General features: G+C 54.2%; 10 protein-coding genes. 7 read left to right on the forward strand and 3 right to left on the reverse strand.

Annotation, left to right across the window (positions count from 1 at the left end; genetic code table 11):
- Nucleotides 1-6 precede the first annotated feature (6 nt).
- From DNI29_RS05645 to DNI29_RS05655, 3 genes are all read left to right on the forward strand, one after another.
- Complete coding sequence (locus DNI29_RS05645; RefSeq protein ID WP_110977060.1) at nucleotides 7-1,182, forward strand: 1-deoxy-D-xylulose-5-phosphate reductoisomerase; 1,176 nt, start codon at nucleotides 7-9, stop codon at nucleotides 1,180-1,182.
- Between the two features lie 130 nt (nucleotides 1,183-1,312).
- On the forward strand, nucleotides 1,313-2,659 hold the full coding sequence (gene rseP / locus DNI29_RS05650; RefSeq protein ID WP_110977061.1) for an RIP metalloprotease RseP: 1,347 nt from the start codon (nucleotides 1,313-1,315) through the stop codon (nucleotides 2,657-2,659).
- Between the two features lie 106 nt (nucleotides 2,660-2,765).
- Complete coding sequence (locus DNI29_RS05655; protein WP_110977062.1) at nucleotides 2,766-3,281, forward strand: DUF6702 family protein; 516 nt, start codon at nucleotides 2,766-2,768, stop codon at nucleotides 3,279-3,281.
- Nucleotides 3,282-3,459: 178 nt separating this feature from the next.
- Here the strand turns inward: DNI29_RS05655 and DNI29_RS05660 are convergent, their stop codons facing one another.
- A complete protein-coding gene (locus DNI29_RS05660; RefSeq protein ID WP_110977063.1) occupies nucleotides 3,460-5,475 on the reverse strand; it encodes an OmpA family protein in 2,016 nt (671 codons plus the stop codon).
- Between the two features lie 313 nt (nucleotides 5,476-5,788).
- Between DNI29_RS05660 and lon the strand changes: the two genes are divergently transcribed.
- From lon to DNI29_RS05680, 4 genes are all read left to right on the forward strand, one after another.
- Complete coding sequence (gene lon / locus DNI29_RS05665; protein ID WP_110977305.1) at nucleotides 5,789-8,245, forward strand: endopeptidase La; 2,457 nt, start codon at nucleotides 5,789-5,791, stop codon at nucleotides 8,243-8,245.
- A gap of 124 nt (nucleotides 8,246-8,369) precedes the next feature.
- A complete protein-coding gene (porQ, locus tag DNI29_RS05670) occupies nucleotides 8,370-9,431 on the forward strand; it encodes a type IX secretion system protein PorQ (RefSeq protein ID WP_123823084.1) in 1,062 nt (353 codons plus the stop codon).
- 136 nt (nucleotides 9,432-9,567) lie between these two features.
- The gene (gene hslU / locus DNI29_RS05675) at nucleotides 9,568-10,980 is read left to right on the forward strand and encodes an ATP-dependent protease ATPase subunit HslU (RefSeq protein ID WP_110977064.1); all 1,413 of its coding nucleotides are present in this window, start codon (nucleotides 9,568-9,570) and stop codon (nucleotides 10,978-10,980) included.
- A gap of 120 nt (nucleotides 10,981-11,100) precedes the next feature.
- Nucleotides 11,101-11,829, forward strand: a complete 729-nt coding sequence (locus tag DNI29_RS05680; RefSeq protein WP_110977065.1) for an SDR family NAD(P)-dependent oxidoreductase — start codon at nucleotides 11,101-11,103, stop codon at nucleotides 11,827-11,829.
- 78 nt (nucleotides 11,830-11,907) lie between these two features.
- Here DNI29_RS05680 and DNI29_RS24055 read toward each other — a convergent pair whose 3' ends face one another.
- Both DNI29_RS24055 and DNI29_RS05685 read right to left on the reverse strand, forming a co-directional pair.
- Nucleotides 11,908-12,507, reverse strand: coding sequence for a hypothetical protein (locus DNI29_RS24055; RefSeq protein WP_123823085.1), 600 nt, complete (start codon nucleotides 12,505-12,507; stop codon nucleotides 11,908-11,910).
- A 39-nt stretch (nucleotides 12,508-12,546) separates the two neighbouring features.
- Nucleotides 12,547-14,088: a SusD/RagB family nutrient-binding outer membrane lipoprotein gene (locus DNI29_RS05685; RefSeq protein WP_110977066.1), complete on the reverse strand. Its 1,542-nt coding sequence runs from the start codon at nucleotides 14,086-14,088 to the stop codon at nucleotides 12,547-12,549.
- Between the last annotated feature and the right edge of the window lie 17 nt (nucleotides 14,089-14,105).

Here is a 14,105-nt window from a genome sequence, read left to right on the forward strand (position 1 = left end):
TTGTGTATGTCCTTTCCTACCCCCAAGCGCGTTACCCTGCTCGGCTCCACTGGTTCTATCGGGACCCAGGCCCTTGATGTAATGCGCGCCCAGCCCGGCCAGTTTACGGTTACAGCCCTGTCGGCGCAGTCAAATGCTGATTTGCTGATTCAGCAGGCCCGCGAGTTTAAGCCAGCCGCCGTGGTTATCGGCGACGAAGCCAAGTACCCAGCTGTGAAAGCGGCCCTGGCCGGCCAGCCCGAAACCGAAGTGCTAACCGGCGCGGCCGCCCTGGCCGACGTGGCCGGCCGCGAGGATACCGATGTAGTGCTCACGGCCATGGTGGGCTACGCCGGGCTGCTGCCCACGGTGCGCGCCATTCGGGCCGGCAAAACCATTGCCCTGGCCAACAAAGAAACCCTGGTAGTAGCTGGCCAGCTGATTACCGAGTTGGTGAAAAAACACGGGGTAGGGCTTTATCCCGTCGATTCCGAGCACTCGGCCATTTTTCAGTGCCTGGTAGGGGAGGAGCAGAACCCGATTGAAAAGATTGTCCTGACGGCTTCCGGCGGACCGTTCCGGGGCCGCACCCGCGAGCAGCTGGCCCTTGTCACCAAGGCCCAGGCTCTCAAGCACCCCAACTGGGACATGGGTGCCAAAATCACCATCGATTCGGCCTCCCTGATGAACAAAGGGCTGGAGGTAATTGAAGCCAAGTGGCTGTTTGGGCTGCGCGACGACCAGATTGAAGTGATTGTGCACCCGCAGAGCATTATCCACTCTTTGGTGCAGTTTGAGGATGGTTCTTTGAAGGCTCAGCTGGGCCTGCCCGATATGAAGCTGCCAATTCAGTACGCCCTCGGTTACCCGCAGCGTCTGCCCAGTCAGTTCCCGCGCTTCCGCTTCCTCGACTACCCCCAGCTTACCTTCGAGCAGCCCGATACCAGTACCTTCCGCAACCTAGCCTTGGCGTTCGAGGCAATGCGGCGGGCCGGCAATGCGCCCTGTGTGCTGAACGCTGCCAACGAAGTAGCCGTGGCCGCCTTCCTGCGCGACGAAATCGGGTTTCTGGAAATGTCGGAGGTAGTAGAAACTAGCCTCGCGCGGGTTTCGTACCTTGCCGCTCCTAGCCTGGAGGACTACATACAAACCGACCTCGAAACGCGCCGAGTTGCCCAAGAGCTGATCGGGGCCCGGGCCTGACACCCTGGCCGGAATGGCACTACTCTCGGGTTCGGTGCGTTGTTTGTGTTCTGTTCCTAGGCTTGTATCCTGCTGTTATGTTAGGCAGCGGCCTGCCACTTACCTAATCACCTAAAATACCCTACCCCCTTTGGAAGGACTTATCATGGCCGGGCAGATGCTGCTGGGCCTTTCCATTCTGGTTGGTTTGCACGAGTTCGGACACTTCGCAGCCGCCAAATACTTTAAAATCCGGGTCGATAAGTTTTATATCTTTTTCGACTTCCTGTTTCCGTTGCCGGGCGTTCTGAATTTCGCTCTGTTCAAGAAAAAAGTGGGCGAAACGGAGTACGGCCTGGGCTGGTTTCCGCTGGGCGGCTACGTAGCCATCCACGGCATGATCGACGAAACCCAGGACGCCGACAGCCTGTCTGCCGAGCCCCAGCCCAACGAGTTTCGGGCCAAACCAGCCTGGCAGCGCCTGATTGTAATGCTGGGCGGCATCATCATGAACGTCATCACCGGCATCATCATTTTCTCGCTTATCACCTTTAAGTATGGTGAAAGCTACTTGCCGGCTACTGAGGCGCGCTATGGGGTAGTACCCAACGAGCTGGGTAAGGAAATTGGCTTCCGGAATGGGGATAAGATTGTGAAGATCAACGGCCAGCCCTTCACAGAATTTAACGATGTGTACAGCCCCGAAGTAGTGCTGGGCAACAATGCTTATTACACTGTTGACCGGGGCGGGCAACTGCTCGACATCGACGTTCCAAATAATTTCATGGACCGTTTGGCCGATGAAGGCCAGTCGGCTTTCGTACTGCCCCTCGACCCCTTCGTAGTGGATCAGGTGGTAGGAAGCAGCCCCGCCGCTAAAGCTGGTTTGCAACCTAACGACCGGATTCTGAAGGTAGGCAACCAGCCCATCCAGTTCTTCCCGGAGCTGCAAAAAGCCCTAAAGGATAATGCCGGGAAAGCCACTCCGCTGCAAGTAGAGCGCGGCGGCCAGCCCCTGACGCTTACCGTAAATGTGGATGAGGATGGCAAAATCGGTTTTCTGCCGAAGTCGTTGCTGAAGTACGCTACTCGCCAATATGGGCTGGCGGAGGCGGTGCCGGTGGGTACCAAGCAGGCCTTTGGGGTAGTAACTACGCAAGTGAAGGCCTTCGCCAAGATCTTCCGCGGCGAGGCTTCCTTCCGCAAGTCTATTGGGGGCCCCATTGAAATTGCCCAGCAGTACGGTGGCAAATGGGACTGGTTCCGCTTCTGGACCCTGACGGGGATGCTGTCCATGGTGCTGGCTTTCATGAACCTGCTGCCCATTCCGGCCCTCGATGGTGGTCACGTCATTTTCCTGCTTTACGAAATGATTGCCGGCCGTAAGCCCTCCGATAAGTTTCTGGAAAACGCGCAGAAAGTGGGCATGATCCTGATTCTGGGACTGATGGCATTCGTGCTTATCATTAACCCCCTGCTCAAGTCATTCGGAAAGTAAGCTTCGACTTATTGACTTTCAGAAGCCGTGCTGCCGCGAGGTGGCACGGCTTTTATGATAGACCTGGTACCTGCAACCATCTGGTTGTGTTTCACACCTTTTGCCCATGTTTTCTTCTTCCTTCTTACGGCGCTTCGGGCTGGTAGCGGTATTACTGCTGGTGGCTCATGTAGTAGCCTGGGCGCACGCCTACCACGCCAGCATTATGGAAGTGCGCTTTAACCCCGGCAAGCAGCGGCTGGAAATGGCCCTGAAAATCTTTATTGACGACCTGGAGCAGAGCCTGTCCGTTGGGAAGCCTACCCCCGTGCGTACCGACCAACTCTCGCGGGCCCAGCTAGATCCACTACTGATGGACCTATTGCGCCGCTCGGTGCAGTTCAGTTCCCGGCCGGGGCAGGCATTGCCATTTACCTTGGTGGGGCTGCAGAAAGAAAAGGACTCGTACTGGGTGTATTTCACCGCGCCGCTACCCGCCGCGGCTACCAGCGTGAGCCTGCGTCATAAGCTGCTGCTGGATCTGTTTCCTGATCAAATGAACATCGTCAACCTGGAAGCCAAGGGCCAGAAGCAAAGCCTGCTTTTCCGTGACGGCGAGGAGCAACAGCAACTGAAATGGTAGGCGCTGTCTGCCATGAGTTAGTGGCCCGATAAAGTTTCCTGCCCCTTTTATAACTGGCAAACCATCTAAGGCGCCAAACCCTTACATCCAGCTTGGAGGTAAGGGTTTGGCGCGTATTAGGAGGTAGCGAATCTATCAGGCAGCATAGCATCGTTGGCCTATTTGGCCCTGACAAGCCTTACCAGCCTCCGCTACTGCCGGCGTCTTTAGGCTCGTTTTCCGGCTTAATGAGGCGGAACTCTACGCGGCGGTTGGTGCGGGCGTCTTCTTCGGTGTCTTCGGCCTTGAGGGGCTGGGTGCTGCCGTAGCCCATACTCTCAATTCGGTTGGGCTTGAGTTTGCCCTTTTGCTCAATATAGCGGCGGATGGCTTCGGCCCGGTCCTGCGAGAGAGTCATGTTAAAGTCCGGGTCGCCTTTGCTGTCGGTGTGGCCCGAGATGCTGAGCCGGAACGTGGGGTGATCTACCAGGAATACCGCAATCCGGTCCAGAATAGGGTGCATGCTGGCCCGGATGTTGGCCTTGTCTTGGTCAAACTCGATGTTCTTGAAAATCAGCGGCAGCTTGTAGTCGATGGAGTTGGTCATCAGCTTCATCACCGTGTCGCCCTGCAGCGCGAACTTCTTTTCCACGCTGAAAAAGTCGGGACTCTGAATCAGCATCACGTAGTGCGAGCCTTCAATCAGGTCGAAGTCGAAAGAGCCGTCGTCGCGCAGATACTTGCTGGCTACCTCAATACCGTTATCCGTATCGATGATGCTGACGATGCCATTAAGCGGCTTGCGGCTTACCGAGTCAATAAGAGAACCCTCTACGTGAGTAGTCGCCAAGGGCTGGGCCTCCATGGGCAGCGGGAACGAGAAGAGGTCGAGGTTCTTCATTTCCTTTTCCTCAGAGCGGGCATAGTACAGGCTCTTCGACTCAGAATCGATTGTGAAGTAATATTCTGAGCCCCTACCGTTCACGAGCGGCCCAATGTTGATCGGCTCCTGCCAGCGGCCACGTACCCGGTACGTCTTATAAATATCGAAGTCGCCGAAGTTGAGCAGCTGCCCGCGGGAGCTGAAATAGAGCACGTGGTAGAGCGGGTGGTAGAAGGGGCTCACCTCACTCTCACGGGTATTCACCACCGGCCCCATATTCTGAGCCTTGCCCCACTGGCCGTTCTTCTGCTTTACCGTGTACCAGATATCCGAGAGGCCAAAGCCACCCAGGCGGTCAGAAGCGAAGTACAGCGTATCCTCGCCGGGGGAGAGGGTAGGCTGCGAGTCCCAGGCCGTGGAGTTGACGTTGCTGCCGAGGGTTTTGGGCGCAGTCCACTGCCCATCCTTGAAGGTAGAAACGTACAGGTCGCAGTTTCCGTGGCAGGTAGGGCACTCGCAACGGGCGAAGAATAGCGTTTTGCCGTCCTTACTGATGCAAGCCGAACCCTCATTGTACGACGAGTTGATGGGCTTGGGCAGAGGCTCGGCCTCCGTCCAGAGTCCGTTTTCGCGCCGGGAGGTGTACAGGTCCTCATCTACTACCCCATGAATGCCGCGCATCTTGCGTTTAGAGGAGAAGATAAGCTGGTCCGCGTCGGCGTTGAGGGTAGGGCCGTAGTCCTCCACTTTGGAGTTAATGGCGTCGCCCATGCTGGTGTATACGCCTTTGGGCGGCCGGAAAGCAGCAATGTTTTTCCGGTACTCCACAATGTCGTAGTACGTTTTGAGGGGTACGTACAGGTCAGCCGTTTTTTGCTCCAGCGAGTCGTAGTAGAGCTGCACCTTCTTCAGATCTTGGCGGCGGTGCTTGAGGGCGAGGCGGTAATAGGCCTTGGCGCGGGCTTCGTTGCCAGCTTTTTCCCAGAGCTGGCCCAGGCGCCAGAGCAAGCCGGTATCCTTGTAGAAGTTCTCAATGCCAAACCGGCTCACGTACACGTCCAGCAGATTGCGGGCGGCCGTCCAGTTTTTGCGTTTCTCGGCCCGCTGAATTTCCCGTAGTGCCTTCTTGTCCTCGAAGTAAGCCAACCGATTAATGTTCGGGAAATCGGGGGTAGCATCGGTGCGGGCCCGGGCACTCCGGATAACTTTGGCGCTTAGCTTCCGTTGCGCGTTGGGTAAGTTGTTTTTTTGCTGCGCCTCTACCACAGCAGGTAATACCAATGCCAGCAGCAGCAACGGTCCAGAAAGCACTAAACGGAAAAAGCGAAGCATAGCAATGATAGAGCACAGAAGCGGTGGGAGCCGGCAAGCATCAAAAATAGGAATTTTTGGATGCAGGTATACATACTCTATCCGTTAGCTTCTAGCGTTGGGCTACCGGCAGCTTACCGTAGAGCTCTGCCGATGTGGCCGGCCCGGTTGGTGGCACGGCGCTTGCCGAATCCGTACCTTCGAATAACTCCCTACGTTTAAGTTCAAGGCTATACCGTGCTTCTGTCATTCTGGCACGCAGCTTTGCTTTCCTGTCTCTCCCTGCATGAGTCAATATAATTCACCCAAGTCACCACTTTCCTCCTTGCTGCTGATGGCTGAAGATTCTGAAGAAATGGTATCCATTGTGGCTGCCGACCCCGATCAGACGCTCAGCGCCGATGAATCGCCGGATGTGCTGCCGCTGCTGCCCGTACGCAATACGGTGCTGTTTCCGGGGGTAGTGCTGCCCGTAACGGTTACCCGCAAGAAAAGCATCCGGCTGGTGCGCAAGGCCTACCGCGGCAACAAGATTGTGGGGGTAGTGGCCCAGAAAAACGGGCAGAGCGACGATCCTACCCTGCAGGATCTGTATCAGGTGGGCACCATGGCCAAAATCCTGAAGCTGCTGGTGCTGCCCGATGGCAATACTACTATCATCATCCAAGGCCAGTCGCGCTTCCGCATTGAGGCCGAGGTTCAGACCACGCCCTACCTCACGGCACGGGTAAGCTACTCGCCCGAGGCCTTCCCCAACAAGCAATCCAAGGAGGTAAAGGCCTTGGTGTCGTCGCTAAAGGAAGCGGCGGCCAAAATGCTGAAGCTGAATCCCGAAATTCCGCAAGAAGCTCAGGTGGCTCTGGATAATATTGAGTCGCCCTCCTTTCTGACTCACTTCCTTTCTTCCAACATCAATGTGGAGGTAGGCATCAAGCAGCAGCTGCTGGAAATAAACGACGGTGTGGAGCGCGGCACTCAGCTGCTAGAGCTTATGCTGAAGGAAATTCAGCTGCTGGAAATTAAGCGCGAAATCCACACTAAGGTTCACACCGACATTGACCAGCAGCAGCGCGACTATTTCCTGCGCCAGCAGATTAAAGTGCTGCAGGATGAGCTGGGCTTCGATGGGCCCGATCAGGAAGTAGAAAAGCTGCGCCAGCGTGCCAAAGACAAAAAGTGGCCCGAGGCTGTAGCCAAGCACTTTACCAAGGAGCTGGACAAACTCACCCGCATCAACCCCCAGGCTGCCGAGTACCCGGTAAGCCTGAATTACGTGGAGTTTCTACTGGACTTGCCCTGGGGCGAATACACCAAGGACAACTTCAACCTGAAGCGGACTCAGAAAATCCTCGACCAGGACCACTACGGCATGGAAAAGGTGAAGGCGCGGATTATTGAGTACCTGGCAGTGCTCAAGCTGAAGCAGGATTTGAAAGCTCCGATTCTGTGCCTTTACGGCCCTCCGGGGGTAGGAAAAACTTCGCTGGGCCGCTCCATCGCCAAGGCGCTGGGCCGGCAGTACGTGCGTATGAGCCTGGGCGGCGTGCGCGACGAGGCCGAAATTCGGGGGCACCGCAAAACCTACGTAGGGGCCATGCCCGGCCGCATCATCTCCCAGATCAAGAAAGCCGGCGCTTCTAATCCGGTTATCGTGCTCGACGAAATTGATAAACTTGCTTCTGACTTCCGCGGTGACCCATCGTCGGCGCTGCTGGAAGTGCTGGACCCCGAGCAAAATTCCACCTTCACCGACAACTACCTGGAGGTAGAATACGATTTGTCGCGGGTGCTTTTCATTGCCACGGCTAACTCCCTGGAAACCATCCAGCCGGCCCTGCGCGACCGGATGGAAATCATTGACCTGACGGGCTACACGCTGGAGGAGAAAACCCAGATTGCCAAAAAGCACCTCTGGCCCAAGCTGCTGCAGGAACACGGCCTCGGCCCGAAGGATGCGGGCATTAGCACCTCGGCCCTGCAGCGCGTGATTGATGACTACACCCGCGAGAGTGGAGTGCGCAGTCTGGAGCGCAAGCTGGGCGCGGTGGTGCGCAACGTGGCCAAGAGCAAAGCCATGAACGAAACCTTCCCTTCGACTCTGGAACCTAAGGACATCAACCGCATCCTTGGGGCCGCCATTTTCGACCGGGACCAGTACCAGGATAACGAAACCGCCGGGGTAGTAACAGGCCTGGCCTGGACGAGCGTGGGCGGCGACATTCTCTTTATTGAGAGCCTGCTGAGCCGGGGTAGGGGCAAACTCACCTTGTCGGGCCAGTTGGGCGACGTGATGAAGGAATCGGCTGTGACAGCCCTAAGCTACCTGCGCAGCCGGGCCGAGGAGCTGGATATCGACTACCGTCTCTTCGACCAGTACGACCTGCACATTCACTTCCCCGAAGGAGCCGTGCCCAAGGACGGGCCCAGCGCGGGCATTGCCATCTTTACCAGCATTGCCTCGGTCTTTACCCAGCGCAAAATACGGAGCCACCTAGCCATGACGGGCGAAATCACGCTCCGTGGGAAGGTGTTGCCGGTGGGCGGAATCAAGGAAAAGATTCTGGCGGCCAAGCGGGCCGGCGTCCGCGACATTATTCTATGCCCCAAGAATAAAAAGGACATCGACGAAATTTCGGCCGACTACCTCAAGGACCTGACCATCCACTACGCCGACCGCGTGGATGATGTGTTACGGGTAGCGCTGCTGGAAGAAAAGGTTGCTCACCCCATGAAGCTGGTGGTGCGCGACGAGGCACCGGTGCCAGCTTCCCCAAGTGTGGAGGTTAGCTAAAGCTGTCAGAGACTTTCCTACCTCTTTGATGAACTTAAATGGGGTAGGAAAGTCTCCGACTGGGTACGCAATAAAGCGGCGGAAGTAGGCGCCTTATCGGGCAACCTGCTTTATCTTTCCCCCGATGATTCGACCTCTACGCCACAGCCTTTTCTTGCTTCCTTTCTTGGCGCTGGGCCTCGGCGGCCTTACCCCGGCTACAGCCCAGATTGGCGGGCAGCGGGCATTTTCTTTTCTCAACCTGCCTACCAGTGCCAAGCTGGCCGGGCTGGGCGGCGTGAATGTATCCTCCCGCGACGCCGACGGCACCATGCTCTACGGCAACCCGGCCCTGCTGAATGCCGATATGGATGGCCGGCTGGCCCTGGGCTACGTCGACTACCTGGCCGATATCAAGCAAAGCACGGCCGTGTACGTGTTTAATACCGAGAAGGCGGGCCGCTTTGGGGTAGGTCTTACGTACCTGAGCTATGGCAACTTCGAGCAGTTTGATGCGGCTGGTAACTCCTTGGGGCAGTTTTCGGTGAACGAGTACGCCCTGAGCATCGCCGATTCCTACACTAGCGGGGCCTTTACCATAGGCGGCACCCTCAAACTGGCCGGCTCGGGTATTGCTGGCAACCACTCGTTTGCAGCACTGGCCGATGTAGGCGGATTGTTCAAACACCCAGAGCAGGACTTTACCGTAGGCCTGGTAGTGCGCAATGCCGGTATTCAGCTGAAGCCCTACGATGGCGCCGACCGGGAGCCGATGCCGCTGGATGTGGAGCTAGGCACTTCGTTTAAGCCCGAACACCTACCGCTGCGCTTTTCCTTCACCGCCCACCACCTGCAGCAGCTTGACATCGTGTACCTCGACCCCAACCAGCGGGGCCAACTAGACGAGAACGGCGAGGAAATCAAGCCCAAGAAAAGCTTAGGTGACAAGATTGCCCGGCACTTTGTGGTAGGCGGAGAGCTGTTGCTCAGCAAAAATCTCAACCTGCGCGTAGGCTACAACCACCTGCAGCGCCGGGAACTGCGTCTGGAAAATACTTCGGGTGGTGCGGGCTTTTCCTTTGGGGTGATGCTGCGCGTCAGTCAGTTTCAGCTTGATTATACCCACGCCGGTTACCATGCTTCCGGCGGGGCCAACTACTTCACTATTGCCCGCAACCTTGATTCCTTGTTTAAAAAATCACAGTAACTACTCTCTTTTCCTACCCCTTGGCTCGTAGCTAATCTGGCAGGCTTCCTGCTTTTGCTGCAACTACCTGTTCTTCCTTCCGCCGGACTTCAGAAGTCACACCGCTTCGTTATCTGGCTTGTTTACCCTGATTCTTATGCTTGACTCTGCTGAGTTTCTCACCCCAGCCCAAATTGTGGCTGAACTCGATAAGTACATCATTGGCCAGCACGAGGCCAAGCGCCATGTGGCCATTGCCTTGCGCAACCGGTGGCGCCGCCTGCATGCTCCCGGCGAGATGCAGCGCGAAATCGTGCCCAATAATATTCTGATGATTGGCTCCACCGGCGTCGGCAAAACTGAAATTGCCCGCCGCCTGGCTAGCATTTCGGGGGCCCCATTCACCAAAGTGGAAGCTTCCAAGTTTACCGAGGTAGGCTACGTAGGCCGCGACGTGGAGAGTATGGTGCGCGACCTAGTGGAGCAGTCGGTGAACATGGTAAAGCAGCGCCGTAAGGAAGAAGTAAAGGTGCAGGCGGCCCAGGCCGTGGAGGATGTTATCCTCGACATCCTAATTCCGCCGGTTACTACCTCGGTTGCTACCCCCAAACCTGCCCTGGGCTTCCCAACCACGGCCGCTAACGAGATGCCCGATTCAGATCATGAGCTGAATGAGCGCACCCGGGAGCGGTTTCGGGAGAAAATCCGGAACGGAGAAATGGACGAGCGCAAAATTGAAATTCGGGTCCAGCAGAACAGCAGCCCGGGCATCGGCGTAATCGGTGGTCCAGCTGGTATGGATGAGGCCAGCATGGCCGGCATCCAGGACATGCTCGGCTCCATGCTCCCCAAAAAAACTCGCAAGCGCAAGGTAACGGTAGCCGAGGCCCGCAAGATTCTGCTCGATGAGGAAGCGGCCAAACTCATCGATATGGATGAGGTAAAGGATGAAGCCATTCGGCACGCTGAAAATGCGGGCATCATCTTCATTGACGAAATCGACAAAGTGGCTAGTCGTAGCGGCAAGGGGGGCGGTGGCCCCGATGTAAGCCGGGAAGGCGTGCAGCGCGACCTGCTACCCATCGTGGAAGGCTCAGCCGTCAGCACCAAGTATGGCATTATCCACACCGACCATATTCTGTTTATTGCGGCCGGCGCCTTTCACGTTGCTAAGCCTTCTGACCTAATTCCGGAGCTGCAAGGCCGTTTTCCCATTCGGGTGGAGCTGCAGAGCCTGAGTAAGGACGACTTCTTCCGCATCCTGAAAGACCCGAAAAATGCCCTCACCAAGCAGTACGAGGCCTTGCTGCAGGCCGAGGGGGTAGCCCTGTCGTTCGAAGATTCAGCTCTGGAGCGGTTGGCTGAAATTGCGTTTGAAGTAAACAGCGAGGTAGAAAACATCGGGGCTCGGCGCCTGCACACAGTTATGAGTCGCCTGCTCAATGATATCCTGTTCGATGTACCGGATAAGATTGGTCCGAATGCCCAGATTCTGGTCAACCGCGACATGGTAGAAGACCGTCTCCGCGACATGGTCCGCAACCGCGACCTTAGCCAGTATATTCTTTGAGGAAGGGGTAGGAGAGTGATGATCTGCTAATCAGAAAACGAAAAAGAGGCTGCCCCGGTAGCCTCTTTTTCGTTTTAGACCGTACTTTTTATCGGTCTCTCATCTCCCTCAACCATCCCTATGCACTATTACATCATCACCGGAGCCAGCCGCGGATTGGGCAAAGCCTTGGCGGAAAGCGTACTGAGCCTTCCCGATACAAAGGTCATTGGCGTTTCGCGCCACGCTACCATCGAGCACGAGCGGTATTCCCACCAACCCCTCGACCTTTCCGATATGCTGGCCGTGCAAAACAACCTGCACAAAGTATTCCCCCAATGGCCCGATGCCCAGAGCATCACCCTCATCAACAACGCCGCCGTGCTCGGCGAAATCGGTTACTTAGGAGAGCACCAGAACGAGCACTTCGAGTTTGTATTTGATGTAAATATCGTGGCTCCCGCCATGTTAATGAACACCTTTCTCAGCGCTTACAGTGGCTTGTCTATACCGCGTACTATCCTCAATATCAGCAGCGGCGCTGCCCAACGGGCAGTAGATGGCTGGGGCGCGTACTCCGCATCCAAAGCGGCTCTTGATGCACTGTCCCGCACCGCCCAAAAAGAGCAGGACCTACGCGGCAGCGGTATCCGTATCCGCAGCCTTTCCCCCGGCATCCTCGACACCGCCATGCAGGAGCACATCCGCACCGCTGATGAGTACAGCTTCAGCGAAGCTGCCAAGTTTGCCAGTTTCTATCAGAAAGGGAAGTTAGCAAACCCAGTAGACATAGTAGATAAAATTGTAAGCTGGCTACGTGAAACGTCATATGAAAATAGGTCTGTAGTATTGCGAATTACAGATTTATGATATCTCTTGTAATAAAATTCAGAGGATAGTTATTTGATAAGGCAAAAAAAAGCCCTGATTAAATCAGGGCTTTTTTGCTTACTGTACAACTCGGACTCGCACAGGCATTGGAATAACCGTAGTATTATCTTCTAAAGTAAGAAGGAAGTAATATGTAATCTCTGTAGGTGATTGTGTGGTACTAGGGACCGGTGCAGTAACAGGACCTCCTGTTGTTGTTGCTGGTCCGGAAGGGCCAGCATTAGTACCTATCCTGTTACGGTAAGCTGTATAGGTTGCTAAGTCCGAGGAGAACACAATTTCATTTGTTCCATTGCCAGCAATAGGACTTACTGTTAAAGTTGTGCCTGAGCCTGTTGTGTTATAAGCTGTTGAGATGCTACCAGCCTGCACATTAGGTAAGCCAATTGATGTGCCAGTCGTAACCCGCGAAATTTCTTTGATTTTGCCCTTATCGGCAGGAATTTGAAAATTGATAGAAAACTTCCCGCCCGCAGCAACCGAAGTTGTCTTTATTGGATACAATTCGAAAAACTCAGCATTTGTAACTGTAACCGGAATGTTTGCAATACGGTCTTCAGTTGGAGCCAAGGAGTTGTCATCAAATTCTTTTTCGCAGGAGAGTATACCAAAGGTCAATGCCAACAAGGTAAACCCTTTCAGAATGTTCTTATTCATAAAAAAAGTCAGGTTTGAGTTGAGTGTATATATCAACTATTAGTCGACATCCCACCACACACGCTCGTTGGTACGCGGGTTACCTGCGTTATTCGGGTTAGAGCTAATTTCAGAAGTAGGGTATGGAAAACGAGCAGGGATTTTCGTTGGGTCGTCTCCGATAGCATTTTGCACCAATTCGAGGCGTGGGAAGCCTGTACGACGGTAATCGTTATAGGCTTCAAAGCCGTTGCCTACCCACGCAATCCACTTCTGTGTGATAATCTGATTTATCTTATGTTCGTTGCTACCAGATAGTAATGCCACTTTCGGGTTTGCATCTAAGTAAGAAGTGATTTGAGCCGGAGTAAGTCCCGCTTTAGTCATAGAAGCAGTTATAGCTTCTGTATAAAGCTCTTGAGCATCGCCTGCTTTTGTTACACCATTCACTGCTGCTTCAGCTAAGATAAATGCTCTCTGGAAATTAGTTACTAAGCGAATAGGAGCATTACCATTTGGGCCAACTTGGTAAGGACCAGGCTTAGATCGATTAGCTAGCACAGGAGTAGCATTTGTCGATCCATTTTGGAATCCAGTGAAAGTATAGAAGCCAGATCCCGTTGGAAGCGGTAACGAAGTAGTCGTGCCACTTGTGTTGACAGTAGCTGTTCTCGCAGGCGTAGGGGTATAGAAGAATGGCAAACGCGGATCATTTCGCACTACCATGCTATCTAGTAAACGCTGGCTCAACAGTTGATCGTCTACGCGGCCTATAAAATTGAAAGAATAGATTGGGTTCTGGTTCCCGGAGGTGCTTCCAAAAGGAACTTGAAAGTCATCAGCATTGCTGCTAATATAATTAGCAGCGCCTTTTGCTAATACTTCTTCGATAACCGTTTTAGCTAATGCAGGATCCTTTCGGCTAATTGTATTAGCAAATTTGAGCAACAGTGTATTGCCAAATTTCTTCCATTTCGCCATATCACCTTGGTAGATCGGGTCATCTGCAGCAGTTGGCTTCAAAGCAGAAGCTTTATCGATGTCTGCTAAACCTTCTCGAACTAAGTCGAATAAGCTTTGAATATTTTGACCAGCATTGCCTTTGTAAATATCCTCCTGCTTATCGAAACGCGGAGCCAAATTATTTAAGCCCTGTGCCCCCTGTGAATAAGGGACATCACCGAACATATCAGTGAGCACTGAATAATTATAGGCCTTAAGGATCTTTCCAACGCCTACATAAGCCGGGCTACTCGTACTATTGGCGGTCTGGATCATTTGCTCTCCATTGAAGATAGCACTATAGAAACGGTTCCAAGTGTCACCTAAGTCAACAGCACGCAAGTTGTAGACATCGAAGTCACGAACCTGATTCCCAAGGGCAGCATTGTGTTGGATGAGAACAGATGTAGCTCTATTAACATCATTGCCCATATTAAAACCTGTGGCTACCTCAATGTTTGTTAAGCTTACGCCTGCCGAAACAGTTGAAGGGCTATTTGGGTCGTTGTTCACATCTAGGAACTCGTCCTTACTACAGCTAGCACTAGCAAAAGCAAAACTAGCGGCTAATGTGAGCGTTATATAACGGTGTTGTTTCATTTATTTATGAAGCAGAA

The sequence above is a fragment of the Hymenobacter sediminis genome (assembly GCF_003231285.1).
GTDB lineage: Bacteria > Bacteroidota > Bacteroidia > Cytophagales > Hymenobacteraceae > Hymenobacter > Hymenobacter sediminis.

Excerpts from the sequence above, each read along its gene's own strand:
- lon (WP_110977305.1), top strand. The coding sequence starts at position 5,789 with ATGGCTGAAGATTCTGAAGAAATGGTATCCATTGTGGCTGCCGACCCC.
- porQ (WP_123823084.1), top strand. The coding sequence starts at position 8,370 with ATGATTCGACCTCTACGCCACAGCCTTTTCTTGCTTCCTTTCTTGGCG.
- DNI29_RS05655 (WP_110977062.1), top strand. The coding sequence starts at position 2,766 with ATGTTTTCTTCTTCCTTCTTACGGCGCTTCGGGCTGGTAGCGGTATTA.
- DNI29_RS24055 (WP_123823085.1), bottom strand. The coding sequence starts at position 12,507 with ATGAATAAGAACATTCTGAAAGGGTTTACCTTGTTGGCATTGACCTTT.
- DNI29_RS05645 (WP_110977060.1), top strand. The coding sequence starts at position 7 with ATGTCCTTTCCTACCCCCAAGCGCGTTACCCTGCTCGGCTCCACTGGT.
- DNI29_RS05660 (WP_110977063.1), bottom strand. The coding sequence starts at position 5,475 with ATGCTTCGCTTTTTCCGTTTAGTGCTTTCTGGACCGTTGCTGCTGCTG.
- hslU (WP_110977064.1), top strand. The coding sequence starts at position 9,568 with ATGCTTGACTCTGCTGAGTTTCTCACCCCAGCCCAAATTGTGGCTGAA.
- DNI29_RS05680 (WP_110977065.1), top strand. The coding sequence starts at position 11,101 with ATGCACTATTACATCATCACCGGAGCCAGCCGCGGATTGGGCAAAGCC.
- DNI29_RS05685 (WP_110977066.1), bottom strand. The coding sequence starts at position 14,088 with ATGAAACAACACCGTTATATAACGCTCACATTAGCCGCTAGTTTTGCT.